Consider the following 25,046-nt stretch of genomic DNA (forward strand, 5'->3'; position numbering starts at 1 on the left):
GGTGGATCAGCTACATCAATATTGAATGACACACCGCTTTCGCGAGCAGGCTCGCTCCCACATTGGATCGGTGTGTCACCTGCATCTCCAGCTTGTCAGTTTGCCCCCCGAACGCCACACTAGCGCACATGAAAAACGTCATCCCCAGCTACCTCAAGCATCAATTCCTGATCGCCATGCCACACATGGCCGACCCGAACTTTGCCCACACCTTGACCTACATCGTCGAGCACACGGCCAATGGCGCTATGGGGATTGTGGTCAACCGGCCGCAAGAGCTGAATCTGGCCGACATTCTCGAGCAACTGCGACCGGACATCGACCCGCCAGCACTGTGCCAGCATGTACCAATCTTCATCGGCGGCCCGGTGCAGACTGATCGCGGTTTTGTCCTGCATCCGGCGGGCAAGACCTTCCAGGCCACCGCGCAACTGGACGGCGATCTCTCGCTGTCGACTTCGCAGGACGTGCTGTTCGCCATCGCGGACGGCGTCGGCCCGGCGAAAAGCCTGATTGCCCTCGGTTACGCCGGTTGGGAAGCCGGCCAACTGGAAGCAGAACTCGCCGACAACGCCTGGCTGAACTGCCCGTACGACGCCGACATCCTGTTCAACACCAGCAGCGAACTGCGTCTGGAAGCGGCGGCCAGGCATTTGGGGATCAACCTCAGCTTGCTGACCAGCCAGGCAGGTCACGCCTGATGGCCCTGCGCCTGATTCTCGGCTTCGACTACGGCACCAAACAGATCGGCGTCGCGGTCGGCCAGGTGATTACCGGCCAGGCCCGTGAGCTGTGCACCTTGAAGGCACAGAACGGCGTGCCGGACTGGAACCAGGTCGAAGCCCTTATAAAAGAATGGAAACCCGACGCTGTGGTCGTTGGCCTGCCGTTGAACATGGACGGCACACCGAGCGACATGTGCGTACGTGCGGAAAAATTCGCCCGCCGCCTCAATGGCCGCTTCAACCTGCCCTTCTATACCCACGACGAACGCCTGACCACCTTTGAAGCCAAGGGCGAGCGCCTGGCCCGTGGCGGCCAAAAAGGCAGTTACCGCGACAACCCGGTGGACGCCATCGCCGCCGCTCTGCTGTTGCAGGGCTGGCTCGATGAAAACACTGCATTGTTTGAATCCTGACAAGCGCTTCGGCGCTTTTCTTTTGAGTGAAAAACCGAGCCGCGTCCAAGGACGCCGACTCGCCCCCAACAAGGAGCTACCATGAGCCTGCCAAATCCCGCCGATCTGATCAGCCAGATGGCGACCCGCCTCAAGGCGCACCTTGCCCAGCGTGACATCACTGAACCGCGTTACATCGGCATTCGCACTGGCGGCATCTGGGTCGCGCAGGCCTTGCTCAAGGAATTGGGCTGCGACGCGCCACTGGGCACGCTGGATGTGTCCTTCTACCGCGACGACTTCAGCCAGAACGGCCTGCACCCGCAAGTGCGCCCGTCCGCCCTGCCCTTCGATATCGAAGGCCAGCATCTGGTGCTGATCGACGACGTACTGATGAGCGGTCGCACCATCCGCGCCGCCATGAACGAATTGTTCGACTACGGCCGCCCGGCCAGCGTGACCCTGGTCTGCCTGCTGGACCTGGATGCCGGCGAGCTGCCGATCCGCCCCAACGTGGTTGGCGCGACGCTGTCGCTGGCCGCTCACGAACGGGTGAAGCTGTCCGGCCCCGAGCCGCTGACGCTCGAACTGCAAGACTTCAACCTTTAATCCGCCCTATTGAGAGTCCCCCTCGCGATGACGCCTCTAGATACCAAGCGCCCGCTGCAGCTCAATGATCAGGGCCAGCTGCGCCACTTCCTCTCGCTCGACGGCCTGCGCCGCGAGTTGCTGACGGAAATCCTCGACACTGCCGACTCGTTCCTCGAAGTCGGTGCCCGGGCGGTGAAGAAAGTCCCGTTGCTGCGCGGCAAGACCGTGTGCAACGTGTTCTTCGAAAACTCCACGCGCACCCGCACCACTTTCGAACTGGCGGCCCAACGGCTGTCGGCGGACGTGATCACCCTGAACGTGTCGACCTCGTCGGCAAGCAAGGGCGAAACGCTGCTCGACACCCTGCGCAACCTCGAAGCCATGGCCGCCGACATGTTCGTCGTGCGCCACGGTGATTCTGGCGCTGCGCACTTCATCGCCGAGCATGTCTGCCCGCAAGTGGCGATCATCAACGGCGGCGACGGCCGTCACGCGCACCCGACGCAGGGCATGCTCGACATGCTCACCATCCGTCGGCACAAGGGCGGCTTCGAAAACCTCTCGGTGGCCATCGTTGGCGACATCCTGCACTCACGGGTCGCACGCTCGAACATGCTCGCGCTGAAGACCCTCGGTTGCCCGGACATCCGCGTGATCGCGCCGAAAACCCTGCTGCCGATCGGCATCGAGCAATACGGCGTGAAGGTTTACACCGACATGACCGAAGGCCTGAAAGACGTCGACGTGGTGATCATGTTGCGCCTGCAGCGTGAACGCATGACCGGCGGCCTGCTGCCGAGCGAAGGCGAGTTCTACCGCCTGTTCGGCCTGACCACCGCACGTCTGGCCGGGGCCAAACCCGATTGCATCGTCATGCACCCGGGGCCGATCAACCGCGGGGTGGAGATCGAGTCCGCAGTGGCCGACGGCCCGCACTCGGTGATCCTCAATCAGGTCACCTACGGCATCGCAATTCGTATGGCCGTGTTGTCCATGGCCATGAGCGGCCAAACCGCGCAGCGTCAATTCGAGCAGGAGAACGCCCAGTGAAGCTCAGCATTCTCGGCGCACGCGTCATCGATCCAAGCAGCGGCCTGGATCAAGTCACCGACATTCACGTTGAAGCCTGCAAGATCGTCGCCCTTGGCGCCGCTCCAGCGGGTTTTACGGCAGTGGAAACCATTGATGCCCAAGGCCTCGTCGCCGCTCCGGGCCTGGTCGATCTGAACGTGGCCCTGCGCGAGCCGGGTTACAGCCGCAAAGGCTCGATCATCAGCGAAACCCGCGCCGCCGCTGCCGGCGGTGTGACCAGCCTGTGCTGCCCGCCGAAAACCAAACCGGTGCTCGACACCTCCGCCGTGGCCGAGCTGATCCTCGACCGCGCCCGCGAGGCCGGCAACACCAAGGTGTTCCCGATCGGCGCACTGAGCAAAGGTCTGGACGGCGAGCAACTGGCTGAGTTGGTGGCACTGCGTGACGCTGGTTGCGTGGCGTTCGGCAACGGTCTGGAGAGTTTCCGCAACACCCGCACGCTGTGCCGGGCACTGGAATACGCGGCGACGTTTGATCTAACGGTGATTTTCAACTCGCAGGATCATGATCTGGCCGAGGGTGGTCTGGCCCATGAAGGCGCAGTTGCCAGTTTCCTCGGCTTGCCTGGGATTCCGGAAACCGCTGAAACCGTGGCCCTGGCCCGGGATCTGTTGCTGGTCGAGCAGACCGGCGTGCGTGCGCACTTCAGCCAGTTGACCAGCGCCCGCGGCGTTGCCCTGATCGCTCAGGCGCAGGCCCGTGGCTTGCAGGTGACGGCGGATGTCGCGCTGTATCAGCTGATTCTGACCGATGAAGCATTGATCGACTTCAGCAGTCTGTATCACGTGCAACCACCGCTGCGTACGCGTGCTGACCGCGATGGCCTGCGTGCGGCGGTGAAGTCCGGTGTAGTGTCCGCGATCTCCAGCCATCACCAGCCGCACGAGCGCGATGCCAAACTGGCGCCGTTCGGCGCGACAGAGCCGGGCATCAGCAGTGTTGAGCTGTTGCTTCCGCTGGCGATGACGCTGGTTGAGGATGGCTTGCTGGATCTGCCGACCTTGCTGGCGCGCCTGAGCGCTGGCCCGGCTGAAGCACTGCGTCTGCCGGCAGGCAAACTGGCGGTGGGTGGGGCGGCGGATATCGTGCTGTTCGATCCGCAGGCGTCGACGGTGGCCGGTGAAAACTGGTTGTCGAAGGGTGAGAACTGCCCGTTCATTGGGCACACTTTGCCGGGTGTGGTTCGCTACACGCTGGTGGATGGGCGAATCAGTCACCAGGCTTGATACCGCGTCGCCCCCATTCGCGAGCAAGCTCGCTCCCACATTGGATCTGTGAACGACACAAATCCCCTGTGGGAGCGAGCTTGCTCGCGAAGACTTACTGGAAAGCGCCTCTGTTCTGGGCGTTACGCACCGAGACCTGATCATTCAGCGTCCAGAAGTCATACAGCACGCCAAGAAAGAACAAGCCCCCTGTCAGCAGATAGATCAGGCCGCTGATCCATTTCCCTTGGTACATCCGGTGCACACCCAGCGCGCCAAGGAACGTCAGCAGAATCCACGCCACGTTGTACTCGATCGGCCCGGCGGTAAAACGCAGATCCGCTTCGCGATCCATTGCCGGGATCAAGAACAGGTCGATCAGCCAGCCAATGCCAAGCAAACCGAAGGTGAAAAACCAGATCGTCCCGGTCACCGGTTTGCCGTAATAGAAGCGGTGAGCGCCGGTAAAACCGAAAATCCACAGCAGATAACCGATGATTTTGCTGTGCGTATCTTGCGGCTGACCAATTTGTTGATAGGGGTTCATGAAGACCTCGATTCACGCGATAGATAAATATTCTTGAATTCTTTGTGACTTTTTTACAGGTAGCCGACGTACGGCAAATGTTACCGTTGCTACCGTCAAAGCCTTATAGCACCTGACTTCTGTCCGACAATTGCGTCCATTTGCCGCTTATTTGGTTCCGTTGGCTGCCAACTGAATCGACCAACGGACTCGGAATGAAAAAAAACTCTGTTATAAAGTTGCGCGCTATCACTGAAGAGCCACGCCTAATGCGACCATTTTTCAAGACATGGCTAACCATCTGCCTATTAATGCCACTGGCCGCCCACGCCACCAATCGTGAGCAACGTCTTCCCAACGTTAACGGCTTCACCCCTAAATCCCATGCTTCGGCTCCTTCGAGCAAAAGCAGTAAAAGCAAAACCACCACGCTGAGCAGCAAGAGCCACAGCAAGCTGGTGCCACCGATGGCGAGCAAGGAAAGCAGCAATGTGCTGAGCCGTGCTGTGAACGTCCTCGGTACACCTTATCGTTGGGGCGGCAGCAGCCCAAGTAAAGGCTTCGATTGCAGCGGTCTGGTGAAATACGCGTTCAACGACGCCACGTTCGACCTGCCACGTACCTCGAATGCCATGGCCAGCGGTCACGGCGAGAAGGTCGAGCGCAAGGATCTGAAGCCGGGCGACCTGATTTTCTTCAACATCAAGAGCCGTCGGGTCAACCACGTTGCCATCTACCTGGGTAACGACCGCTTCATCCACGCGCCACGTCGTGGCAAAGCGGTGAGCATCGATACGCTGAACAAACCGTACTGGCAGCAGCATTACGTGGTGGCCAAGCGTGTGTTGCCGAAAGAACAGAGCCAGATGCGCGTGGTTCAGCGCTAAGCTGACTGATCCGGAATCTGCTCAAGCAGTACTGGCCCCTTCGCGAGCAGGCTCGCTCCCACATGGAAATGCATTCCAATGTGGGAGCGGCCTGCTCGCGAAGAGGCAGGTAATAGCAACACAACTCCCCCTCAGAAATTGTCCGGCGTTCGCGCCTTCTCCCGCGCATGCTCGCGGCTGATCAAACCCTTGGTCACCAGATCCTTCAGGCACATGTCCAGTGTCTGCATGCCCAACGACCCACCCGTCTGAATCGCCGAATACATCTGCGCCACCTTGTCCTCGCGGATCAGGTTACGGATCGCCGACGTGCCCAGCATGATTTCGTGCGCCGCCACCCGCCCGCCGCCGATCTTTTTGATCAGCGTCTGCGAAACCACCGCCAGCAACGACTCCGACAGCATCGAGCGGACCATCGACTTCTCGTCACCGGGAAACACGTCGACCACACGGTCGATGGTTTTCGCCGCCGAGGTCGTGTGCAACGTGCCGAATACCAAGTGCCCGGTTTCGGCAGCAGTCAGCGCCAAGCGGATGGTTTCCAGATCGCGCATTTCGCCAACCAGAATCACATCCGGGTCTTCGCGCAACGCTGAACGCAAAGCGGTGGCGAAACTGCGCGTATCACGGTGAACTTCACGCTGATTGATCAGGCATTTGCGCGATTCGTGAACAAATTCGATCGGATCTTCAATGGTCAGGATATGGTGATGACGATGGGTATTGAGGTAATCGATCATCGCTGCCAGCGTGGTCGACTTGCCCGAACCGGTCGGCCCGGTGACCAGCACCAGCCCGCGTGGGGCGTCGGTGATCTTGCGAAAGACATCGCCCATGGCCAGGTCTTCCATGCTCAACACTTTCGACGGAATGGTACGAAACACCGCCCCGGCGCCACGGTTCTGGTTGAAGGCGTTGACCCGAAAACGCGCGACACCCGGCACTTCGAATGAAAAGTCGGTTTCCAGATGTTTCTCGAAGTCGACGCGCTGGGTGTCGTTCATGATGTCGTAGATCAGTTCGTGCACTTGCTTGTGATCCAGCGCCGGCAGATTGATCCGCCGCACATCGCCATCGACGCGGATCATCGGCGGCAGACCGGCCGACAGGTGCAGGTCGGAAGCTCCCTGTTTGGCGCTGAAGGCCAGCAGTTCAGTGATATCCATAGCGCTCCTCAATTCCAGTAGAATGCCGCGAACCTTCAGACCGCCGGCGCCTCTTGATGTCCACGATAGCAGACAACATTCTTCAGGTTGGTTCGCGCATCCAGGCAGCAGCCAAAGCTGCGAACCGCGACGAAAACAGCGTTCAGTTGCTCGCCGTGAGCAAAACCAAACCCGCCGAGGCCCTGCGCGAAGCGTATGCCGCCGGCCTGCGTGACTTTGGCGAGAATTACTTGCAGGAAGCTTTGGGCAAACAGCTCGAACTGGCCGACCTGCCCTTGATCTGGCACTTCATCGGCCCCATTCAATCGAACAAGACTCGGGCGATTGCCGAGCACTTCGACTGGGTGCACTCCGTGGATCGCCTGAAAATCGCTCAACGTCTGTCCGAACAGCGCCCGGCCGAACTGCCGCCGCTGAACATCTGCATTCAGGTCAACGTCAGCGGTGAAGCCAGCAAATCCGGTTGCACCCCGGCAGACCTGCCGGCATTGGCCGAGGCCATCAACGCGTTACCGCGCCTGAAACTGCGCGGCTTGATGGCGATTCCCGAACCGACCGACGACCGCGCCGAGCAAGACGCAGCCTTCGCCGCCGTGCAGAAGCTGCAGGCGAGCCTCGATCTGCCGCTCGACACACTGTCCATGGGCATGAGCCACGACCTTGAGTCGGCCATTGCCCAAGGCGCCACTTGGGTGCGGATTGGTACCGCCCTGTTTGGTGCCAGAGATTATTCCCAGTCTTGAACGTTTCCAGATAAGGACCACACATGAGCAACACACGTATTGCGTTTATCGGTGCGGGCAACATGGCGGCCAGTCTGATCGGCGGCCTGCGCGCCAAGGGGCTGGAAGCCGCACAGATCCGCGCCAGCGACCCGGGTGAAGAAACCCGCACCAAGGTCAGCGCCGAGCACGGCATCGAAACTTTCGCCGACAACGCCCAGGCCATCGACGGCGTCGATGTGATCGTCCTGGCGGTCAAACCTCAGGCGATGAAAACCGTGTGCGAAGCGATTCGCCCGAGCCTGAAACCGAATCAACTGGTGGTCTCCATCGCGGCGGGCATCACTTGCGCCAGCATGACCGCGTGGCTTGGCGAGCAGCCGATTGTGCGCTGCATGCCCAACACCCCTGCGCTGCTGCGTCAGGGCGTCAGCGGCCTTTACGCGACCAGCGAAGTGACCGCCGAACAGCGTCAGCAAGCCGAAGAGCTGCTGTCCGCCGTCGGCATCGCCCTGTGGCTGAACGAAGAGCAGCAACTGGATGCGGTGACCGCTGTGTCCGGCTCCGGCCCGGCGTACTTCTTCCTGTTGATCGAAGCCATGACCGCCGCCGGCGTCAAACTTGGCTTGCCCAAGGACATCGCCGAGCAACTGACTCTGCAAACGGCGCTTGGCGCTGCGCATATGGCGGTGTCCAGCGACGTTGACGCCGCCGAACTGCGCCGCCGTGTGACCTCGCCAAATGGCACCACCGAAGCCGCGATCAAATCATTCCAAGCCAATGGCTTCGAAGCCCTGGTCGAAACCGCACTCGGCGCCGCCGCGCACCGCTCGGCCGAAATGGCCGAACAACTGGGCAAATAAGGAGCCTTACATGATTGGATTGAACACTGCAGCGGTTTACGTGCTGCAAACCCTCGGCAGCCTGTACCTGCTGATCGTGCTGCTGCGTTTCGTGCTGCAATTGGTGCGGGCGAACTTCTACAACCCGCTGTGCCAGTTCATCGTCAAAGCGACCCAGCCACTGCTCAAGCCGCTGCGTCGAATCATCCCGAGCCTGTTCGGCCTCGACATGTCGTCGCTGGTTCTGGCGATTCTGGTGCAGCTGGCGCTGATGGCGCTGACCCTGCTGCTGACTTACGGCACCACCGGTAACCCGCTGCAACTGTTCATCTGGTCGATCATTGGCGTGACCGCGCTGTTCCTGAAGATCTTCTTCTTCGCCCTGATCATCAGCGTGATTCTGTCGTGGGTCGCGCCGGGCAGCCACAACCCGGGCGCTGAGCTGGTCAACCAGATCTGCGAGCCGGCGCTGGCGCCGTTCCGCAAAATCCTGCCAAACCTCGGCGGCCTGGATCTGTCGCCGATCTTCGCCTTCCTCGCGCTGAAGCTGATCGACATGCTGGTGATCAACAATCTGGCGGCGATGACGATGATGCCGGAAATTCTGCGCTTGCTGATGTGAGCTGGTTCCGTTGGGACGGTGACGACTTGATCCTCGAGTGTCACCTGCAACCGGCAGCCCGTAGCGATGACTTCGCCGGGCTGCACGGCGATCGTTTGAAGATTCGTCTGACTGCGCCGCCGGTCGAGGGCAAGGCCAATGCTTGTCTGATGGGCTTTCTGGCCAAGGCGTTTGGGGTGTCCAAGAGCCAGGTCAGTTTGCTCAGTGGTGAGTTGAACCGGCAGAAGCGGGTGAAGATTTGCTCGCCGAAGAAGTTGCCGGATTTGCCGGGGTTGGTTGGGCGCTTGTCTTGAGTGTTGTGGTGTCTGTGCCCCTCACCCCAGCCCTCTTCCCCTGGAGAGGGAGCCGATCCAGGGTGTTTTCGGAACCTGAGTTCAGCCTGGAAATATCAGGTCGGTGTAGCTCAAAAGAACACCTCGGTCAGTCCCCTCTACCTCTGGGAGAGGGTTAGGGTGAGGGCTGCTTGCCGCTAACCCCCCCGGTCTTTAGACTTACGCCTCATTTCAACGAGAGCAGGGTCGATGCCAACTGCCTTTCCCCCCGATTCTGTTGGTCTGGTGACGCCGCAAACCGCGCACTTCAGCGAACCGCTGGCGCTGGCCTGTGGCCGTTCGCTGGCCGCCTATGACCTGATCTACGAAACCTACGGCACGCTGAACGCGCAAGCGAGCAACGCTGTGCTGATTTGCCACGCCTTGTCCGGCCACCATCACGCCGCCGGCTACCACAGCGTCGACGACCGCAAACCCGGTTGGTGGGACAGCTGCATCGGCCCCGGCAAACCGATCGACACCAACAAGTTCTTCGTGGTCAGCCTGAATAATCTGGGCGGCTGCAACGGCTCCACCGGCCCGAGCAGCGTCAACCCCGAGACTGGCAAACCGTTTGGCGCCGACTTCCCGGTGCTGACCGTGGAAGACTGGGTGCACAGCCAGGCGCGTCTCGCTGATCTGCTCGGCATCGGCCAGTGGGCGGCGGTGATTGGCGGCAGCCTCGGCGGCATGCAGGCGCTGCAATGGACCATCACCTACCCCGATCGCGTGCGTCATTGTCTGGCCATCGCCTCGGCACCGAAGCTGTCGGCGCAGAACATCGCCTTCAACGAAGTCGCGCGCCAGGCGATCCTCACGGATCCGGAATTCCACGGCGGCTCGTTCCAGGAAGCCGGCGTGATTCCCAAGCGCGGCTTGATGCTGGCGCGCATGGTCGGGCACATCACTTACCTGTCCGACGATTCGATGGGCGAGAAATTCGGCCGTGGCCTGAAGAGCGAAAAGCTTAACTACGACTTCCACAGTGTCGAGTTTCAGGTCGAAAGCTACCTGCGTTATCAGGGCGAAGAGTTCTCCGGACGCTTCGACGCCAACACCTATCTGTTGATGACCAAGGCGCTGGATTACTTCGATCCCGCGGCGAACTTCGACGATAACCTGGCAAAAACCTTTGAAAACGCCACGGCCAAGTTCTGCGTGATGTCGTTCACCACTGACTGGCGCTTCTCCCCGGCGCGTTCGCGCGAACTGGTGGATGCGCTGATGGCGGCGCGCAAGGACGTCAGCTATCTGGAAATCGACGCACCGCAGGGCCACGACGCCTTCCTGATTCCGATCCCGCGTTACTTGCAGGCGTTCGGCAATTACATGAACCGCATCACGTTGTGAGAAAGCCATGAGAGCTGATCTGGAAATCATCCAGGAATGGATCCCCGCCGGCAGCCGCGTCCTCGACCTCGGTTGCGGTGACGGCGAGCTGCTGACCTGGCTGCGCGACAACAAGAATGTCACCGGTTATGGCCTGGAAAACGATGCCGACAACATCGCCCAGTGCGTGGCCAAAGGCGTCAACGTCATTGAGCAGGATCTGGACAAGGGGCTGGGCAACTTTGCCAGCAACAGTTTCGACGTCGTCGTCATGACCCAGGCCCTACAAGCCGTGCATTACCCGGACAAGATCCTCGACGAAATGCTCCGGGTCGGCCGTCAGTGCATCATCACTTTCCCGAACTTCGGCCACTGGCGCTGCCGCTGGTATCTGGCGAGCAAGGGGCGCATGCCGGTTTCCGAGTTCCTGCCGTACACCTGGTACAACACGCCGAACATTCACTTCTGCACCTTCGAAGATTTTGAAGAACTTTGCCGCGAACGTGATGCGAAGGTCATTGATCGGCTTGCCGTGGATCAACAGCACCGTCACGGGTGGGCCAGTAAGCTATGGCCTAATCTGTTAGGTGAGATCGGTATCTACCGCGTCAGCAGCCCGCAGCTTGCAGACCACAAAGTCGCGGTCTGAATCCCGTCATTTCGAGGAGCACGATCATGGGTCGTTTAGCGTTGTTGTTATTGACTGCCTGCCTGAGCGCCGGCGCCCTGGCGGCCGACGCCATCAAAGGTGAACGCAAGGAAACCTTTGGCGACGTGACGGTGCACTACAACACTTTCAACTCGACGTTTCTGACGCCGGACATCGCCAAGGCCGCGGAACTGGTGCGCAGCAAAAATCAGGGCGTGATCAATGTTTCGGTGATCAAGGACGGCAAACCGTTGATCGCCAGCGTCACCGGCACGATCAAAGACCTGACCAGCCAGAGCGTGCCGCTGAATTTCCGCCAGATCACCGAACAGGGTGCGATCTATTACATCGCCCAGTACCCGGTGGAGCAGCAGGAAACCCGCACCTTTGAAATCAAGGTGCAGAACGGCGACAAGATCAACACCATCAATTTCAACCAAGAACTCTTTCCCGGCGAATGATGAACATCAAGCAGCTCGTACTGGCCAGCCATAACGCCGGCAAACTCAAAGAACTTCAAGCCATGCTCGGCGAATCGGTGCAACTGCGCTCGATTGGCGAGTGGAGCAAGGTCGAGCCGGAAGAAACCGGCCTGTCGTTCGTCGAGAACGCCATTCTCAAGGCGCGCAACGCCGCACGTATTTCCGGGTTGCCGGCACTGGCCGACGATTCCGGTCTGGCGGTGGATTTCCTCGGCGGCGCGCCGGGCATCTATTCGGCGCGTTATGCCGACGGCAAGGGCGATGCGGCGAACAACGCCAAACTGCTCGACGCGCTGAAGGATGTGCCGGAAGCCGAGCGCGGCGCGCAGTTTGTTTGCGTGCTGGCGTTGGTGCGTCACGCTGACGATCCGTTGCCGATCCTCTGCGAAGGACTGTGGCACGGGCGGATTCTGACCGCCGCCAGTGGCGAGCATGGCTTCGGCTATGACCCGCTGTTCTGGGTGCCGGAACGTGACGTGTCCAGCGCCGAACTGAGCCCGGCGGACAAGAACCAGATCAGCCACCGCGCCCGTGCAATGGATCTGCTGCGCCAGCGTCTGGGCTTGAAATGACCCGTGACTCTTCCGCGTCGTCGCTGATTGTCGGCGGCGCCGCCTCTTCGCCTCGGGCGCCGCTGCCGACGCTGCCGCCCCTGGCGCTGTACATCCACATCCCGTGGTGTGTGCGCAAATGTCCGTATTGCGACTTCAATTCCCATACCGCCAGCCCGGTGTTGCCGGAGCAGGAATATGTCGACGCCTTGCTGGCCGATCTCGATCAGGATCTGCACGCGGTTTATGGCCGGGAAATCAGTTCGATCTTCTTCGGTGGCGGCACGCCGAGCCTGTTCAGCGCCGAAGCCCTTGGGCGTTTGCTCGAAGGCGTCCAGCAGCGCATTCCGTTTGCCGATGACATCGAAATCACTCTGGAAGCCAACCCCGGGACCTTCGAGCAAGAGAAGTTCGTCGCGTATCGCAAGCTGGGGATCAATCGCCTGTCGATCGGCATCCAGAGCTTCCAGCAGGAAAAACTCAAGGCGCTGGGCCGGATTCACAACGGTGATGAAGCGGTGCGCGCCGCCGGAATGGCGCGCCAGGCTGGGTTCGATAACTTCAACCTCGACTTGATGCACGGTTTGCCCGATCAGTCGCTGGACGACGCTCTGAGCGATCTGCGTCAGGCCATCGCACTGAATCCGACGCACATTTCCTGGTATCAGCTGACACTGGAGCCGAACACAGTGTTCTGGAACCAGCCGCCGGTGCTGCCGGAAGATGACACGCTGTGGGACATTCAAGAGGCCGGGCAAGCGCTGCTGGCTGAACACGGTTACGCGCAGTATGAAGTCTCGGCTTATGCACAGGCCGGTCGTCCAGCGCGGCATAACCTCAATTACTGGAGCTTCGGCGACTTCATCGGCATCGGCGCCGGTGCGCATGGCAAGCTGAGCCATCCGGACGGACGCATCGTGCGTACCTGGAAAACCCGTTTGCCGAAGGACTATCTAAACCCGGCAAAAAGCTTTCAGGCCGGCGAAAAAGCGCTGACCAATGACGAGATGCCGTTCGAGTTTCTGATGAACGCCTTGCGCCTGACTGCAGGCGTCGAATCGCGCCTGTATCCGGAGCGCACTGGCCTGTCGCTGGAAAGCCTCGCCGAAGGCCGGGCAGCGGCAGAACAAAGCGGTCTGTTGCAGGTCGAACCGTCACGTCTGGCGGCCACCGAGCGCGGACAGCTGTTTCTCAACGACTTGCTGCAACAATTTCTGAACTGATTTCAGTGCTAAGGGAAAACGCATGGATTTGATACTCGACCTGCTCGCCACCGTCTCCCGCTGGAGCCGCAGCAACCTCTCGGAAATCGCCCTGGCGCTGGTTGGCTGCCTGCTGGTGCTGTTCGGCGCCGACTTCAAAGGCTGGGTCGAGCAACGCCTGGGCAGCATCGCCGGCGCCCTGCGCGTGCCGCTGATGTCGCTGCTCTGCGTGATCGGCAGCGGCGCAGCGCTGATTTACGCCACACCGTGGGTTATCAAGGGTTTGAGCCAGTTCAACAACTACAGCCTGGCGCCAGTCCTGCTGGTAGTCCTTGTCCTCATCGGCGTAGTCGCCGACCGCCGCTGATCTTTCAGTACACCCAAAACAACTGTAGGAGTGAGCCTGCTCGCGATTGCGGTCTGACATTCAACCTCTTCGGTGACTGTCAGCCCGCAATCGCGAGCAGGCTCACTCCTACTTTTTTATTGCGTGATGCTTAGGACTGCTTTTCGAACTTCAGGTCCCACACGCCATGGCCCAGTCGTTCGCCGCGGCGTTCGAACTTGGTGATCGGGCGTTCGGCCGGGCGTGGCACGCACTTGCCGTCTTCGGCGAGGTTGCGATAACCCGGGGCGACGTTCATCACTTCCAGCATGTATTCGGCGTACGGTTCCCAGTCGGTAGCCATGTGCAGAATGCCGCCGACTTTCAACTTGCTGCGTACCAGTTCAGCGAACGAGGCCTGAACGATACGGCGCTTGTGGTGACGGCTCTTGTGCCACGGATCCGGGAAGAACAGCATCAGGCGATCGAGGCTGTTGTCGGCGATGCAACGGTTGAGCACTTCGATCGCGTCGCAATCGTAGACCCGCAGGTTGGTCAGGCCCTGAGTCAGCACGCCATTGAGCAGCGCGCCGACACCCGGACGGTGAACTTCCACACCGATGAAATCCTGATCCGGTGCGGCCGCTGCCATTTCCAGCAGCGAGTGACCCATGCCGAAACCGATCTCCAGCGAGCGCGGTGCCGAACGGCCGAAAACCTGATCGTAATCCACCGGCGCGTCGGCCAGCGGCAGCACGAACAGCGGCGTACCCTGATCCAGACCTTTTTGCTGGCCTTCGGTCATGCGCCCGGCGCGCATCACGAAACTCTTGATGCGGCGGTGTTGGCGCTCGTCGCCTTCTTCCGTCTGGATAGGCGTGTCGTTCGATTCAGTCATCAATGGCTCTTACTTGATCAGACCATCCAGCGGCGAAGAGGCGCTGGCATAGAGTTTTTTCGGCATACGGCCAGCGAGGTAGGCCAGACGGCCTGCAACGATGGCGTGTTTCATGGCTTCAGCCATCATCACTGGCTGCTGGGCATGGGCGATGGCCGAGTTCATCAGCACTGCATCGCAACCCAGTTCCATGGCGATGGTTGCGTCGGACGCAGTGCCGACACCGGCATCGACCAACACAGGAATTTTCGCTTCTTCGAGGATGATCTGCAGGTTGTACGGGTTGCAGATCCCTAGGCCGGAACCGATCAGACCGGCCAGCGGCATCACCGCGATGCAGCCGATTTCCGCCAGTTGACGGGCGATGATCGGGTCATCGCTGGTGTACACCATCACGTCGAAGCCTTCCTTGACCAGCGTTTCCGCGGCCTTAAGGGTTTCGATGACGTTAGGGAACAGGGTTTTCTGGTCGGCCAGTACTTCCAGCTTCACCAGGTTGTGGCCGTCGAGCAGCTCACGGGCCAGGCGGCAGGTGCGCACGGCTTCGATGGCGTCGTAGCAACCGGCGGTGTTCGGCAGGAAGGTGTAGCGTTCCGGCGACAGCACATCGAGCAGGTTCGGTTCGCCCTCGATCTGGCCCAGGTTGGTGCGGCGCACGGCGAAGGTGACGATCTCGGCACCCGAGGCTTCGATGGCCTGACGGGTTTCTTCCATGTCACGGTACTTGCCGGTACCGACCAGCAAACGCGACTGGTAAGTACGACCGGCCAGAACAAAAGGCTTGTCGCTACGAACGATGCTCATGGGGAATCCTCTTTAAGGGTGAGGGTCTTGCAGAATTCTATGCCCTCGTGGGGCGGTTGATTAACCGCCGCCGATGGCGTGCACGACTTCGACGTTGTCACCGTCGTTGAGCGTGGTGTCGGCATGCTGGCTGCGCGGGACGATATCCAGATTGAGTTCGACTGCCACACGGCGTCCGGTCAGTTCCAGGCGGGTGATCAGGGCCGCAACGGTCTCGCCGTCGGGCAGTTCAAGGGATTCGCCGTTCAATTGAATGCGCATGCACAACGCCGCCATCATTTTTAGGGGCTGGCATTCTAGCCCGATCATGACCTAAAGGTCAGCACCAAGCGTCAAGCGGTTGGCTGCAGGCGCCAGGCGGCGAGCCCAAGGCAAACCCATCCGGCCAGAAATGCCAGGCCACCGAACGGGGTGATGATGCCGAGCTTGCTGATGCCGGTGGTGGTCAACACGTACAGGCTGCCGGAGAACAGCAGGATGCCGACGGCGAAAGAAACGCCGGCCCACGCCACCAGTCGGCCTTGAATCTGCGAGGCCAGCAGCGCGACACCTAACAACGCCAGGGTGTGCACCAGTTGATAGGTGACGCCTGTATGGAAAATCGTCAGGTACTCGGGTGTCAGGCGGTTTTTCAGGCCATGGGCGGCAAACGCGCCCAGTGCAACACCGGTGAAACCGAAAAAAGCAGCCAGCATCAAAAAGCCACGCAGCATTGGGAACTCCAGTCAGACGCGATCGGCAGGGTCTGTATAATGGCCCGCTCCACGGGTTCGGCCAAGCCATCTCTATGCTGCGTACTATTTTCCGTCGTCTCACGAAGGCCCTGCTCTGGTTCGCCGGCGGCAGCATCTTGCTGGTGCTGGTGTTTCGCTTCGTGCCGCCGCCGGGAACGGCGTTGATGGTCGAGCGCAAGGTCGAATCCTGGGTCGACGGCGAACCGATTGACCTGCAACGCACGTGGAAGCCTTGGGATGAAATCTCCGATGACCTCAAAGTGGCGGTCATGGCCGGTGAGGACCAGAAGTTTCCTGAGCACTGGGGTTTTGACTTCAGTGCAATCCAGGCTGCCCTGGCGCACAACGAGCTCGGCGGCTCGATTCGTGGTGCCAGCACCTTGAGTCAACAGGTGTCGAAGAACCTGTTTCTGTGGGCCGGGCGCAGCTATCTGCGTAAAGGTCTCGAAGCGTGGTTTACCGCGTTGATCGAGGTGTTCTGGCCCAAGCAGCGGATTCTTGAGGTGTACCTGAACAGCGTCGAGTGGGATGACGGGGTGTTTGGCGCCGAGGCTGCGGCCCGACATCACTTTGGCGTGAGCGCGAAGTCGTTGTCGCGGCAGCAGGCGAGTTATCTGGCGGCTGTTTTGCCCAATCCGCGGGTATGGAGTGCCAGCCATCCGACCGCTTATGTCTCGCGCCGGGCCGGGTGGATTCGGCAGCAGATGAGTCAGTTGGGTGGGGATAGCTATTTGCTGGGGCTGAACGATTCGCGGCGGGCACCGTGGTCGCGATAACCGATCAAAGATCTCCAAACCCTGAAGATCGCTGTGGGAGCGAGCTTGCTCGCGAAGGCGGTGGGTCATTCAGCAGTGACGGTGACTGACACTCCGCCTTCGCGAGCAAGCTCGCTCCCACATGGGTTTTGTGTGAAGCCGGAAATGAAAAACGCCCCGATCATCGCTGATCGGGGCGTTTTTTTTATTGCCGAAGCGCCGATTATGCGGCGATCGACAATTTGAGCTTGTTCATCGCGCTCTTCTCGAGCTGACGAATACGCTCGGCCGACACGTTGTACTTCTGCGCCAGGTCGTGCAGCGTGGCCTTCTCTTCTGCCAGCCAGCGCTGATAGAGGATGTCACGGCTGCGTTCGTCCAGCACTTCCAGCGCTTCGTGCAGGTTGCTGTTGGAGTTGTCGCTCCAGTCGGCATCTTCCAGTTGACGCGCCGGGTCGTACCGGTGGTCTTCCAGGTAGTTGGCCGGCGACTGGAAAGCACTGTCGTCATCGGCTTCAGCAGCCGGGTCGAAGGCCATGTCATGGCCGGTCAGCCGACTTTCCATCTCGCGCACTTCACGCGGTTCAACGCCGAGGCTTTCCGCCACACGGTGGACTTCCTCGTTGTTCAGCCACGCCAGACGTTTCTTCTGGCTGCGCAGGTTGAAGAACAGCTTGCGCTGGGCCTTGGTGGTCGCGACTTTCACAATGCGCCAGTTGCGCAGGATGAACTCGTGAATTTCCGCCTTGATCCAGTGCACGGCGAACGACACCAGACGCACACCCATTTCCGGGTTGAAGCGCTTCACGGCCTTCATGAGGCCGACGTTACCTTCCTGGATCAGGTCAGCCTGAGCCAGACCGTAGCCGGAATAGCTACGGGCGATATGTACGACAAAACGCAGGTGGGCGAGCACCATCTGCCGAGCCGCCCCCAAATCCTGCTCATAGTAGAGACTCTCGGCCAGTTCACGCTCCTGCTCCGGCGTCAGCAATGGAATGCTGTTGACGGTGTGCACGTAAGCTTCCAGGTTCGCACCCGGAACCAACGCATACGCAGGTTGCAAAGAATTGGTCATACGAAAAAACCTCCCACTTACATACTCGTGCCTCTCGGCACTGCGAAAAATTGACCGGGAATTCAAGTACAAGTTCCCAAAAAAACCGCAAGGTCAATCACGCGCAAAAAAGATTCTACTTCGGCGCCAGCTCCCTGAGATGACGTGCGACTGCAATCCATGCACCGATATAACCCAACAGCACCGCGCCAAGCAAGAGCGACAGACCATCGGCAACTGGCACTCCGGCCAGCGCGAAATCACTGCCGTACAAGCCGGCCAGTCCAACCACCGCATCGTTCAGCCAGTTCAGGCCGAACGCCAATACACCCCAGGACAACAGTCCCGCACCGAAGCCATACAACGCGCCCATATAAAGGAAGGGCCGTCGCACATAGCTGTCAGTGCCGCCGACGAGTTTAATCACTTCTATCTCGGTGCGGCGGTTTTCAATATGAAGACGAATGGTATTGCCTATCACCAAAAGTAATGCAGAAACCAAAAGCACCGTCAGACCGAAAACAAAACGATCGCCAAGCTTGAGGATGGCGGCCAGACGCTCGACCCAGACTAGATCAAGTTGCGCCTGTTGTACCTTGGGCAGCTCGGAAAGTTTTTGTCTTAATGCTTCCAGCGTCGGCTTGTCGACTTCGTTCGGCGTCACCAGTACCACGCCCGGCAACGGGTTCTCCGGCAGCTCGCGCAGGGCTTCGCCCAGTCCGGACTGCTGCTGGAACTCCTCCAGCGCCTGATCACGGCCGACATATTCAGCATCAGCTACGCCGGGCATACCTTTGATCTGCTCGCGCAACGACTCGCCCTGTTCCGGGCTGGCGTCGAGTTGCAGATACAACGAAATCTGCGCCGCGCGCTGCCACGAACCGCCGAGACGTTCGACGTTGTTAAGCAACAGCGAAAGACCCATCGGCAGGCTCAGTGCGACCGCCATCACCATGCAGGTGAAGAAACTGCCGATCGGCTGTTTGCCAAGACGACGCAGGCTGTCGAGCAGGCTGGCGCGATGGCTTTCGACCCAGGCTCGGAACAGCGTGGCGAAGTCCGGGCCATCGTCTTCGTCGTGTTTTTTCTTCTTCGGTGGTTGCGGATCGGCGGCTTTCGGGGCCACGCGTTCGGAAACCTTCGGGCTGCGTGTCGCACTCATTCTCCGGCCTCCCCGTCGCCAATCAATCGGCCACGTTGCAGGGTCAGCATGCGGTGACGCATGCGCGCGATCAGTGCCAGGTCGTGACTGGCGATCAGCACGCTGGTGCCCAGACGGTTGATGTCTTCGAACACGCCCATGATCTCGGCAGCCAGACGCGGATCGAGGTTACCGGTCGGTTCGTCCGCCAGCAGCAAGGCCGGGCGGTGAACAATGGCGCGGGCGATGCCGACGCGCTGTTGCTGACCGGTGGACAGGTCGCCCGGGTACAGATCGGTTTTATCCGACAGCGCCACGCGCTCCAGCGCCGAGTCGACACGCTTGGCGATTTCGGCCTTGGACAGCCCGAGAATCTGCAGCGGCAAAGCGACGTTGTTGAACACCGTGCGATCGAACAGCAACTGGTGATTCTGGAACACCACGCCGATCTGTCGGCGCAAGAACGGAATCTGCGCGTTGCTGATGGTGCTCAGGTCTTGCCCGGCCAGCAGCAGTTTGCCGCTGGTTGGGCGTTCCATCGCCAGCAACAGGCGCAACAACGTGGATTTACCGGCACCGGAGTGGCCGGTGACAAACAAGAACTCGCCACGACGGACTCGAAAGCTCAGCTCATGCAAGCCGACGTGACCGTTCGGGTAGCGTTTACCGACCTGTTCGAAACGAATCATGAACGCTCCCGCTCGGCAAACAGTGCCTGGACAAAGGGTTCGGCTTCAAAGGTACGCAAATCGTCGATGCCTTCACCGACGCCGATGTAGCGGATCGGCAGGCCGAACTGCTTGGCCAGGGCGAAGATCACCCCGCCCTTGGCGGTACCGTCGAGCTTGGTCAGCGCCAGACCGGTCAGTTCGACGGTCTGGTTGAATTGCTTGGCCTGGTTGATGGCGTTCTGGCCGGTGCCGGCGTCGAGTACCAGCAGCACTTCGTGCGGCGCGTCGGCGTCGAGCTTGCCGATGACCCGGCGAACCTTTTTCAGTTCTTCCATCAGGTTGTCTTTGGTGTGCAGACGACCGGCGGTGTCAGCGATCAATACGTCGATGCCACGGGCCTTGGCGGCCTGCACGGCGTCGAAGATCACCGAAGCCGAGTCGGCGCCAGTGTGCTGGGCGATCACCGGAATCTTGTTGCGTTCGCCCCAGACCTGCAATTGCTCCACGGCGGCGGCGCGGAAGGTGTCACCGGCGGCGAGCATGACTTTCTTGCCTTCCAGCTGCAGCTTCTTCGCCAGTTTGCCAATAGTGGTGGTCTTGCCGGCGCCGTTGACGCCCACCACCAGAATCACGAACGGCTTGTTTTGCGAGACGATTTTCAGCGGTTGTTCGACCGGTTTGAGCATCGCGGCCAGCTCGGCCTGCAGGGATTTGTACAGCGCGTCGGCGTCGGCCAGTTCCTTACGAGCAACCTTCTGGGTCAGGCGCTGGATGATCTGCGTGGTGGCTTCGACACCGACGTCGGCGGTGAGCAGACGGGTTTCGAGGTCATCGAGCAAATCGTCATCGATGGTTTTGCGGCCGAGAAACAGGCTGGCCATGCCTTCGCCGATGCTGGCGCTGGTTTTCGACAGGCCTTGCTTGAGGCGGGCGAAGAAGCCGGCTTTGGTTTCTTCGGTGCGCGGGGCTTCGACGGGGGCTTCGGCAATCACTTCGACTGGCGCAGCGGCGACAAGTGCAGGTGCAGGTGCAGGTGCAGGTGCAGGTGCAGGCTCGGGCTGTTGAATGACCGGGGCAACAGGGGCGAGAACTACTGGAGCAACAGGCTCGGGAACAATAGTTTCAGCGACTACAGGTTCTGCAACAACCGGCGCAGGCTCGACCAGCGGCTCAACAACAGCCGGAGCAACTTCGGTCACAAACGCAGCAGGCGCAGGAATCACTGGCGTAACGTGTGGCGCAGCCTCTTCAACCAATGCCACCGGTTCTTCCGCCACCGGCAAGGTCAGCCACGGCTCGGCCGCCGGGGTCAGCGGCAGTTCGGCCGCGACAGGCGCTTCAGGCTCTGGCTCAACCGGTTGCAACACCGGCTCGGCAATCGGCAGCACAATCGGTGCCGGCTCTTCTTCTATTACCGGAGCCGGCGCGGGAGCGGGCTCAGGAATCGCGGGCGTCTGTTCGACGACGGGTTCCTGCGGTTTCTTACGCAGCCATCCGAACAGGCTTTTCTTCTCGCCAGCCGCAGCTGGGGTCTTCTTGTCGTCGTTGGAACCAAACATGGAGGACGGCTATCTCACGGTAGCGACGCGCCATAAGGGCGCCCCGGCAAATAAATATTCGATGCAGAACAGACTGTGTTTCATCCAGCTTGTTCACGCGCAACATTTTGTCGAGGCGCCAGAGGCACCTCAAAGGTAGATTAATACGAAGGACTGGAACGGCATCGTCGGCGAAAACGCAGAGTTTAGCTGACAAACTCAAAGCTTCTGCCGGGAACCCATACAACCTATCGACCGATCAGTGGCTTGATAGGCGTGGCCGCCAGTAAAACGGATCAGTATCCTAGCACCCTCTCGCCCGCCGACGCTAAGACCAAGCGGGCAGCCCAACAGGTTAAAAAACGAATGAATGCTCTAGCCCGCCGCGCTGCAGGCCTGCTGCTCAGCACAGTCTGCCTGCCCCTTTCGGCCCTGGCGGCCGACCCGCAACCGACTCACGAATTCACCCTCGACAACGGCCTCAAGGTCGTCGTGCGCGAAGACCATCGCGCGCCGGTGGTGGTGTCGCAGGTCTGGTACAAGGTCGGTTCCAGCTACGAAACCCCGGGCCAGACCGGTCTGTCTCACGCCCTTGAACACATGATGTTCAAGGGCAGCGAGAAAGTCGGCCCCGGCGAAGCGTCGCTGATCCTGCGCGATCTGGGTGCCGAAGAAAACGCTTTCACCAGCGACGACTTCACGGCTTATTACCAGGTGCTGGCCCGCGACCGTCTGGGCGTAGCCTTCGAGCTGGAAGCCGACCGCATGGCCAATCTGCGCCTGCCGGCCGACGAGTTCGCCAAGGAAATCGAGGTCATCAAGGAAGAGCGCCGCTTGCGCACCGATGACAAGCCGATGTCCAAAGCCTACGAGCGCTACAAGGCCATGGCCTACCCGGCCAGCGGCTACCACACGCCGACCATCGGCTGGATGGCTGACCTCGACCGCATGAAGGTCGAAGAGCTGCGCCACTGGTACCAATCCTGGTACGTGCCGAACAACGCCACGCTGGTGGTGGTCGGCGACGTCACCCCGGACGAAGTGAAAACCCTCGCCCAGCGCTACTTCGGCCCGATCGCCAAACGCAACGTGCCACCGGCGAAAAAGCCGCTGGAACTGGCCGAACCCGGTGAACGCCAGATCACCCTGCACGTGCAAACACAACTGCCTAGCCTGATGCTCGGCTTCAACGTGCCAAGCATTGCCACGGCTGAAGACAAACGCTCGGTCAACGCCTTGCGCCTGATCTCGGCCCTGCTCGACGGCGGCTACAGCGGGCGCATTCCGACGCAACTGGAGCGCGGTGAAGAGCTGGTCTCCGGCGGTTCGTCGAGCTACGACGCCTACACCCGTGGCGACAGCCTGTTCACCCTGTCGGCAACCCCGAACACGCAGAAGAAAAAGACTATGGCGCAAGCCGAGGCTGGCCTGTGGAAGCTGCTCGAACAGCTGAAAACCACCGCGCCGTCCGCCGCAGAACTGGAGCGCGTGCGTGCGCAGGTAATCGCCGGCCTGGTCTTCGAACGTGATTCGATCACCAGCCAGGCCACGGCGATTGGCCAACTGGAAACCGTCGGCCTGTCGTGGAAACTGATGGACACCGAACTCGCCGATCTGGAAAGCGTGACCCCGCAAGACATCCAGAACGCCGCCAAACTGTATTTCACCCGCGAACGTCTCAGCGTCGCCCACGTCCTGCCACTGGAGACGACTCATGAGTAAGCGCAAATCCCCACGCCTGCTGCTCGGCCTGATCGCCGTGGCGGTGATCGGCTCTGCCGCGCTGTACCTGTCGCCAGGCGCTGACAGCAATGCCAGCGAAGCCTTGGACAACGCCAAGTCCAGCCAGAAGCTGCGATCACTGGCCGAACTTGACGGCAAGGCACCGGCCAGCCGCAAGCTCGACGTACAAACCTGGAACACCGCCGAAGGCGCCAAAGTGCTGTTCGTCGAAGCCCATGAGTTGCCGATGTTCGACATGCGCCTGATCTTCGCTGCCGGCAGCAGCCAGGACGGTAGCGCTTCGGGTCTGGCGGTACTGACCAACGCGATGCTCAACGAAGGTGTCGCCGGCAAAGACGTCGGCGCCATCGCGCAAGGCTTTGAAGGCCTGGGAGCGGATTTCGGCAACGGTGCTTTCAAGGACATGGCGCTGGCCTCGTTGCGCAGCCTGAGTGCTGCTGACAAGCGTGAGCCTGCTTTGAAGCTGTTCTCGGAAGTCATCGGCAAACCGACCTTCCCGGCCGACTCCTTCGCGCGCATCAAGAACCAGATGCTTGCCGGTTTCGAGTACCAGAAACAGAATCCCGGCAAACTCGCCAGTATTGAGCTGATGAAGCGTCTGTATGGCGATCACCCGTATGCGCATTCCAGCGACGGCAATCCGCAAAGCGTGCCGAAGATCACCCTCGCGCAATTGCGTGAGTTCCACGCCAAAGCCTACGCGGCTGGCAACGTGGTAATCGCGCTGGTCGGCGACCTGTCGCGTGCGGAGGCCGAGGCAATTGCCAATCAGGTCTCCAGCGCACTGCCGAAAGGCCCGGCGCTGGCGAAGATCGCTCAGCCGCAGGAACCGAAGGCCAGCACTGGCCATATCGAATTCCCGTCGAAGCAGACCAACCTGATGCTCGCGCAACTGGGCATCGACCGTGACGATCCGGATTACGCCGCGCTGTCGATGGGCAACCAGATCCTCGGTGGCGGCGGTTTCGGCACGCGCCTGATGAGCGAAGTGCGCGAGAAACGCGGCCTGACCTACGGCGTGTACTCGGCCTTCAGCCCGATGCAGGCGCGCGGCCCGTTCATGATCAACTTGCAGACCCGCGCGGAAATGAGCGAAGGCACCCTGAAACTGGTGCAGGACGTGCTCGCCGACTACCTGAAAACCGGGCCGACGCAGAAAGAACTCGACGACGCCAAACGTGAACTGGCCGGCAGCTTCCCGCTGTCCACCGCGAGCAATGCCGACATCGTCGGCCAACTCGGCGCCATGGGCTTTTATAATCTGCCGTTGAGCTATCTGGACGACTTCATGCGTCAGTCGCAGAGCCTGACCGTGGAACAAGTCCGCGACGCCCTGAACAAACACCTGAGCACGGACAAAATGGTCATCGTCACCGCGGGTCCAACCGTGCCGCAAAAGCCGTTACCGGCCCCATCTGATAAACCTGCCGAGCAACCGCTCGGGGTTCCGGAGCATTAATGGCAACTCGTTCCCCTAAAAAGCCAGCGCACAACGTCCACAACGGTGTGAACCAGTTGCGCATCATTGGCGGTCAATGGCGTAGCCGCAAGCTGAGCTTCCCCGACGCACCGGGCCTGCGCCCGACGCCGGATCGCGTGCGTGAAACCCTGTTCAACTGGCTCGCGCCGTACGTTGAAGGGGCCAAGGTCCTTGATCCGTTCGCCGGCAGCGGCGCGCTGTTTCTCGAAGCGCTGTCGCGTGGCGCGGCCATGGGTCAGGCGCTGGATGCCAGCAACATCGCCGTTTCCAGTCTGAAAGAACACCTCGGCACCCTGCGCTGCACCAACGGCCAGGTACAAACGGCTGATGCCCTGCGTTATCTGGAAACCCAGACCGCCAGCGCGTTCGACCTGGTATTCCTCGACCCGCCGTTCAATCAGAACTTGCTGCCGGCCGTTTGCACCTTGCTCGAAGAGCGTCAGTGGCTGGCGCCCGACTCGTGGATCTACACTGAAAGCGAAACGGCGCCATCGACGCTGGGCCTGCCGGGCAACTGGCGCCTGCATCGCGAACAGAAATCCGGCCGGGTTTACTACGCGCTGTGGCAACGTACGGCAGAGATCGCCGGTTAACCGACCGGTCTGA

At 60.6% G+C, this 25,046-nt stretch carries 30 protein-coding genes; 20 read left to right on the plus strand and 10 right to left on the minus strand.

From position 1 onward, the window contains the following. Positions 1 to 128: 128 nt before the first annotated feature. From ACZ0A4_RS22170 to ACZ0A4_RS22190, 5 genes are all read left to right on the plus strand, one after another. A complete protein-coding gene (locus ACZ0A4_RS22170; protein WP_463576380.1) occupies positions 129 to 701 on the plus strand; it encodes a YqgE/AlgH family protein in 573 nt (190 codons plus the stop codon). Further along, complete coding sequence (gene ruvX, locus ACZ0A4_RS22175) at positions 701 to 1,138, plus strand: Holliday junction resolvase RuvX (RefSeq protein ID WP_064589634.1); 438 nt, start codon at positions 701 to 703, stop codon at positions 1,136 to 1,138. Before ACZ0A4_RS22170 ends, ruvX begins: the two co-directional genes overlap by 1 nt. Positions 1,139 to 1,219: 81 nt before the next feature. Then, positions 1,220 to 1,726 (plus strand): bifunctional pyr operon transcriptional regulator/uracil phosphoribosyltransferase PyrR, encoded by a 507-nt coding sequence (gene pyrR / locus ACZ0A4_RS22180; RefSeq protein ID WP_463576381.1) that lies wholly within the window; start codon positions 1,220 to 1,222, stop codon positions 1,724 to 1,726. 27 nt (positions 1,727 to 1,753) lie between these two features. After that, positions 1,754 to 2,758, plus strand: coding sequence for an aspartate carbamoyltransferase catalytic subunit (locus ACZ0A4_RS22185; RefSeq protein WP_007913665.1), 1,005 nt, complete (start codon positions 1,754 to 1,756; stop codon positions 2,756 to 2,758). Next, a complete protein-coding gene (locus ACZ0A4_RS22190) occupies positions 2,755 to 4,026 on the plus strand; it encodes a dihydroorotase (RefSeq protein WP_463576382.1) in 1,272 nt (423 codons plus the stop codon). The genes ACZ0A4_RS22185 and ACZ0A4_RS22190 overlap by 4 nt, the downstream gene beginning before the upstream one ends. Positions 4,027 to 4,120: 94 nt before the next feature. On the opposite strand, the gene ACZ0A4_RS22195 is transcribed toward ACZ0A4_RS22190, so the two are convergent. Further along, a complete protein-coding gene (locus ACZ0A4_RS22195) occupies positions 4,121 to 4,552 on the minus strand; it encodes an NINE protein (protein WP_463576383.1) in 432 nt (143 codons plus the stop codon). A 248-nt stretch (positions 4,553 to 4,800) separates the two neighbouring features. On the opposite strand from ACZ0A4_RS22195, the gene ACZ0A4_RS22200 reads away from it, so the two are divergent. After that, positions 4,801 to 5,418, plus strand: coding sequence for a C40 family peptidase (locus ACZ0A4_RS22200; RefSeq protein ID WP_016985978.1), 618 nt, complete (start codon positions 4,801 to 4,803; stop codon positions 5,416 to 5,418). 131 nt (positions 5,419 to 5,549) lie between these two features. Here ACZ0A4_RS22200 and ACZ0A4_RS22205 read toward each other — a convergent pair whose 3' ends face one another. After that, on the minus strand, positions 5,550 to 6,584 hold the full coding sequence (locus tag ACZ0A4_RS22205; protein WP_007953348.1) for a type IV pilus twitching motility protein PilT: 1,035 nt from the start codon (positions 6,582 to 6,584) through the stop codon (positions 5,550 to 5,552). Positions 6,585 to 6,640: 56 nt separating this feature from the next. Here ACZ0A4_RS22205 and ACZ0A4_RS22210 point away from each other — a divergent pair, with 56 nt between their 5' ends. From ACZ0A4_RS22210 to ACZ0A4_RS22255, 10 genes are all read left to right on the plus strand, one after another. After that, positions 6,641 to 7,327 carry a YggS family pyridoxal phosphate-dependent enzyme gene (locus tag ACZ0A4_RS22210; RefSeq protein WP_463576384.1) on the plus strand — a complete coding sequence of 229 codons (687 nt, stop codon included), beginning with the start codon at positions 6,641 to 6,643 and terminating at the stop codon, positions 7,325 to 7,327. A 23-nt stretch (positions 7,328 to 7,350) separates the two neighbouring features. Further along, complete coding sequence (gene proC, locus ACZ0A4_RS22215) at positions 7,351 to 8,169, plus strand: pyrroline-5-carboxylate reductase (RefSeq protein WP_463576385.1); 819 nt, start codon at positions 7,351 to 7,353, stop codon at positions 8,167 to 8,169. Between the two features lie 10 nt (positions 8,170 to 8,179). Continuing rightward, positions 8,180 to 8,770: a YggT family protein gene (locus ACZ0A4_RS22220; protein WP_129395902.1), complete on the plus strand. Its 591-nt coding sequence runs from the start codon at positions 8,180 to 8,182 to the stop codon at positions 8,768 to 8,770. Next, a complete protein-coding gene (locus tag ACZ0A4_RS22225) occupies positions 8,767 to 9,063 on the plus strand; it encodes a DUF167 domain-containing protein (protein WP_405122716.1) in 297 nt (98 codons plus the stop codon). Before ACZ0A4_RS22220 ends, ACZ0A4_RS22225 begins: the two co-directional genes overlap by 4 nt. 228 nt (positions 9,064 to 9,291) lie before the next feature. After that, positions 9,292 to 10,431, plus strand: a complete 1,140-nt coding sequence (gene metX / locus ACZ0A4_RS22230; protein ID WP_038358832.1) for a homoserine O-succinyltransferase MetX — start codon at positions 9,292 to 9,294, stop codon at positions 10,429 to 10,431. A gap of 7 nt (positions 10,432 to 10,438) precedes the next feature. Next, a complete protein-coding gene (gene metW, locus ACZ0A4_RS22235; RefSeq protein WP_102901332.1) occupies positions 10,439 to 11,059 on the plus strand; it encodes a methionine biosynthesis protein MetW in 621 nt (206 codons plus the stop codon). A 26-nt stretch (positions 11,060 to 11,085) separates the two neighbouring features. Continuing rightward, positions 11,086 to 11,520: a DUF4426 domain-containing protein gene (locus ACZ0A4_RS22240; protein WP_463576386.1), complete on the plus strand. Its 435-nt coding sequence runs from the start codon at positions 11,086 to 11,088 to the stop codon at positions 11,518 to 11,520. After that, positions 11,517 to 12,113, plus strand: a complete 597-nt coding sequence (gene rdgB / locus ACZ0A4_RS22245) for an RdgB/HAM1 family non-canonical purine NTP pyrophosphatase (RefSeq protein ID WP_008083802.1) — start codon at positions 11,517 to 11,519, stop codon at positions 12,111 to 12,113. Before ACZ0A4_RS22240 ends, rdgB begins: the two co-directional genes overlap by 4 nt. After that, the gene (gene hemW, locus ACZ0A4_RS22250; RefSeq protein ID WP_463576387.1) at positions 12,110 to 13,315 is read left to right on the plus strand and encodes a radical SAM family heme chaperone HemW; all 1,206 of its coding nucleotides are present in this window, start codon (positions 12,110 to 12,112) and stop codon (positions 13,313 to 13,315) included. Before rdgB ends, hemW begins: the two co-directional genes overlap by 4 nt. A gap of 22 nt (positions 13,316 to 13,337) precedes the next feature. After that, a complete protein-coding gene (locus ACZ0A4_RS22255; protein WP_127930116.1) occupies positions 13,338 to 13,661 on the plus strand; it encodes a DUF3392 domain-containing protein in 324 nt (107 codons plus the stop codon). A gap of 130 nt (positions 13,662 to 13,791) precedes the next feature. On the opposite strand, the gene trmB is transcribed toward ACZ0A4_RS22255, so the two are convergent. From trmB to ACZ0A4_RS22275, 4 genes are all read right to left on the minus strand, one after another. Further along, complete coding sequence (trmB, locus tag ACZ0A4_RS22260) at positions 13,792 to 14,517, minus strand: tRNA (guanosine(46)-N7)-methyltransferase TrmB (RefSeq protein WP_201231625.1); 726 nt, start codon at positions 14,515 to 14,517, stop codon at positions 13,792 to 13,794. Positions 14,518 to 14,526: 9 nt separating this feature from the next. Further along, positions 14,527 to 15,321: a thiazole synthase gene (locus ACZ0A4_RS22265; protein WP_007913621.1), complete on the minus strand. Its 795-nt coding sequence runs from the start codon at positions 15,319 to 15,321 to the stop codon at positions 14,527 to 14,529. A 60-nt stretch (positions 15,322 to 15,381) separates the two neighbouring features. Continuing rightward, positions 15,382 to 15,582, minus strand: a complete 201-nt coding sequence (gene thiS, locus ACZ0A4_RS22270) for a sulfur carrier protein ThiS (RefSeq protein WP_122604433.1) — start codon at positions 15,580 to 15,582, stop codon at positions 15,382 to 15,384. A gap of 71 nt (positions 15,583 to 15,653) precedes the next feature. Beyond that, the gene (locus tag ACZ0A4_RS22275; RefSeq protein ID WP_463576388.1) at positions 15,654 to 16,034 is read right to left on the minus strand and encodes a DUF423 domain-containing protein; all 381 of its coding nucleotides are present in this window, start codon (positions 16,032 to 16,034) and stop codon (positions 15,654 to 15,656) included. 74 nt (positions 16,035 to 16,108) lie between these two features. Between ACZ0A4_RS22275 and mtgA the strand changes: the two genes are divergently transcribed. Then, positions 16,109 to 16,831 carry a monofunctional biosynthetic peptidoglycan transglycosylase gene (mtgA, locus tag ACZ0A4_RS22280; protein ID WP_016983236.1) on the plus strand — a complete coding sequence of 241 codons (723 nt, stop codon included), beginning with the start codon at positions 16,109 to 16,111 and terminating at the stop codon, positions 16,829 to 16,831. Between the two features lie 202 nt (positions 16,832 to 17,033). On the opposite strand, the gene rpoH is transcribed toward mtgA, so the two are convergent. The 4 genes from rpoH to ftsY form a co-directional block, all read right to left on the minus strand. Beyond that, a complete protein-coding gene (gene rpoH, locus ACZ0A4_RS22285) occupies positions 17,034 to 17,888 on the minus strand; it encodes an RNA polymerase sigma factor RpoH (protein WP_007913617.1) in 855 nt (284 codons plus the stop codon). Positions 17,889 to 18,003: 115 nt separating this feature from the next. Then, a complete protein-coding gene (ftsX, locus tag ACZ0A4_RS22290; RefSeq protein ID WP_077574909.1) occupies positions 18,004 to 19,029 on the minus strand; it encodes a permease-like cell division protein FtsX in 1,026 nt (341 codons plus the stop codon). Continuing rightward, positions 19,026 to 19,697 carry a cell division ATP-binding protein FtsE gene (gene ftsE / locus ACZ0A4_RS22295; RefSeq protein WP_008065082.1) on the minus strand — a complete coding sequence of 224 codons (672 nt, stop codon included), beginning with the start codon at positions 19,695 to 19,697 and terminating at the stop codon, positions 19,026 to 19,028. Before ftsE ends, ftsX begins: the two co-directional genes overlap by 4 nt. Beyond that, positions 19,694 to 21,238, minus strand: a complete 1,545-nt coding sequence (gene ftsY, locus ACZ0A4_RS22300) for a signal recognition particle-docking protein FtsY (RefSeq protein ID WP_463576389.1) — start codon at positions 21,236 to 21,238, stop codon at positions 19,694 to 19,696. Before ftsY ends, ftsE begins: the two co-directional genes overlap by 4 nt. A 345-nt stretch (positions 21,239 to 21,583) precedes the next feature. On the opposite strand from ftsY, the gene ACZ0A4_RS22305 reads away from it, so the two are divergent. The 3 genes from ACZ0A4_RS22305 to rsmD are packed head-to-tail and all read left to right on the plus strand — an operon-like array spanning position 21,584 to position 25,033. Beyond that, positions 21,584 to 22,939, plus strand: coding sequence for a M16 family metallopeptidase (locus tag ACZ0A4_RS22305; protein ID WP_463576390.1), 1,356 nt, complete (start codon positions 21,584 to 21,586; stop codon positions 22,937 to 22,939). After that, positions 22,932 to 24,419, plus strand: coding sequence for a M16 family metallopeptidase (locus tag ACZ0A4_RS22310; RefSeq protein ID WP_463576391.1), 1,488 nt, complete (start codon positions 22,932 to 22,934; stop codon positions 24,417 to 24,419). The genes ACZ0A4_RS22305 and ACZ0A4_RS22310 overlap by 8 nt, the downstream gene beginning before the upstream one ends. Beyond that, positions 24,419 to 25,033 (plus strand): 16S rRNA (guanine(966)-N(2))-methyltransferase RsmD, encoded by a 615-nt coding sequence (gene rsmD / locus ACZ0A4_RS22315; protein WP_077574913.1) that lies wholly within the window; start codon positions 24,419 to 24,421, stop codon positions 25,031 to 25,033. Before ACZ0A4_RS22310 ends, rsmD begins: the two co-directional genes overlap by 1 nt. The last annotated feature ends 13 nt before the right edge of the window (positions 25,034 to 25,046 follow it).

The sequence above is a fragment of the Pseudomonas sp. AC172 genome, from assembly GCF_979258595.1.

What these genes read in the sequence shown, in the direction of transcription:
- ACZ0A4_RS22170 (WP_463576380.1), top strand. Translation starts at nt 129, where the DNA reads ATGAAAAACGTCATCCCCAGCTACCTCAAGCATCAATTCCTGATCGCC.
- ruvX (WP_064589634.1), top strand. Translation starts at nt 701, where the DNA reads ATGGCCCTGCGCCTGATTCTCGGCTTCGACTACGGCACCAAACAGATC.
- pyrR (WP_463576381.1), top strand. Translation starts at nt 1,220, where the DNA reads ATGAGCCTGCCAAATCCCGCCGATCTGATCAGCCAGATGGCGACCCGC.
- ACZ0A4_RS22185 (WP_007913665.1), top strand. Translation starts at nt 1,754, where the DNA reads ATGACGCCTCTAGATACCAAGCGCCCGCTGCAGCTCAATGATCAGGGC.
- ACZ0A4_RS22195 (WP_463576383.1), bottom strand. Translation starts at nt 4,552, where the DNA reads ATGAACCCCTATCAACAAATTGGTCAGCCGCAAGATACGCACAGCAAA.
- ACZ0A4_RS22200 (WP_016985978.1), top strand. Translation starts at nt 4,801, where the DNA reads ATGCGACCATTTTTCAAGACATGGCTAACCATCTGCCTATTAATGCCA.
- ACZ0A4_RS22205 (WP_007953348.1), bottom strand. Translation starts at nt 6,584, where the DNA reads ATGGATATCACTGAACTGCTGGCCTTCAGCGCCAAACAGGGAGCTTCC.
- ACZ0A4_RS22210 (WP_463576384.1), top strand. Translation starts at nt 6,641, where the DNA reads ATGTCCACGATAGCAGACAACATTCTTCAGGTTGGTTCGCGCATCCAG.
- proC (WP_463576385.1), top strand. Translation starts at nt 7,351, where the DNA reads ATGAGCAACACACGTATTGCGTTTATCGGTGCGGGCAACATGGCGGCC.
- ACZ0A4_RS22220 (WP_129395902.1), top strand. Translation starts at nt 8,180, where the DNA reads ATGATTGGATTGAACACTGCAGCGGTTTACGTGCTGCAAACCCTCGGC.
- metX (WP_038358832.1), top strand. Translation starts at nt 9,292, where the DNA reads ATGCCAACTGCCTTTCCCCCCGATTCTGTTGGTCTGGTGACGCCGCAA.
- metW (WP_102901332.1), top strand. Translation starts at nt 10,439, where the DNA reads ATGAGAGCTGATCTGGAAATCATCCAGGAATGGATCCCCGCCGGCAGC.
- ACZ0A4_RS22240 (WP_463576386.1), top strand. Translation starts at nt 11,086, where the DNA reads ATGGGTCGTTTAGCGTTGTTGTTATTGACTGCCTGCCTGAGCGCCGGC.
- rdgB (WP_008083802.1), top strand. Translation starts at nt 11,517, where the DNA reads ATGATGAACATCAAGCAGCTCGTACTGGCCAGCCATAACGCCGGCAAA.
- hemW (WP_463576387.1), top strand. Translation starts at nt 12,110, where the DNA reads ATGACCCGTGACTCTTCCGCGTCGTCGCTGATTGTCGGCGGCGCCGCC.
- ACZ0A4_RS22255 (WP_127930116.1), top strand. Translation starts at nt 13,338, where the DNA reads ATGGATTTGATACTCGACCTGCTCGCCACCGTCTCCCGCTGGAGCCGC.
- trmB (WP_201231625.1), bottom strand. Translation starts at nt 14,517, where the DNA reads ATGACTGAATCGAACGACACGCCTATCCAGACGGAAGAAGGCGACGAG.
- ACZ0A4_RS22265 (WP_007913621.1), bottom strand. Translation starts at nt 15,321, where the DNA reads ATGAGCATCGTTCGTAGCGACAAGCCTTTTGTTCTGGCCGGTCGTACT.
- thiS (WP_122604433.1), bottom strand. Translation starts at nt 15,582, where the DNA reads ATGCGCATTCAATTGAACGGCGAATCCCTTGAACTGCCCGACGGCGAG.
- ACZ0A4_RS22275 (WP_463576388.1), bottom strand. Translation starts at nt 16,034, where the DNA reads ATGCTGCGTGGCTTTTTGATGCTGGCTGCTTTTTTCGGTTTCACCGGT.
- mtgA (WP_016983236.1), top strand. Translation starts at nt 16,109, where the DNA reads ATGCTGCGTACTATTTTCCGTCGTCTCACGAAGGCCCTGCTCTGGTTC.
- rpoH (WP_007913617.1), bottom strand. Translation starts at nt 17,888, where the DNA reads ATGACCAATTCTTTGCAACCTGCGTATGCGTTGGTTCCGGGTGCGAAC.
- ftsX (WP_077574909.1), bottom strand. Translation starts at nt 19,029, where the DNA reads ATGAGTGCGACACGCAGCCCGAAGGTTTCCGAACGCGTGGCCCCGAAA.
- ftsE (WP_008065082.1), bottom strand. Translation starts at nt 19,697, where the DNA reads ATGATTCGTTTCGAACAGGTCGGTAAACGCTACCCGAACGGTCACGTC.
- ftsY (WP_463576389.1), bottom strand. Translation starts at nt 21,238, where the DNA reads ATGTTTGGTTCCAACGACGACAAGAAGACCCCAGCTGCGGCTGGCGAG.
- ACZ0A4_RS22305 (WP_463576390.1), top strand. Translation starts at nt 21,584, where the DNA reads ATGAATGCTCTAGCCCGCCGCGCTGCAGGCCTGCTGCTCAGCACAGTC.
- ACZ0A4_RS22310 (WP_463576391.1), top strand. Translation starts at nt 22,932, where the DNA reads ATGAGTAAGCGCAAATCCCCACGCCTGCTGCTCGGCCTGATCGCCGTG.
- rsmD (WP_077574913.1), top strand. Translation starts at nt 24,419, where the DNA reads ATGGCAACTCGTTCCCCTAAAAAGCCAGCGCACAACGTCCACAACGGT.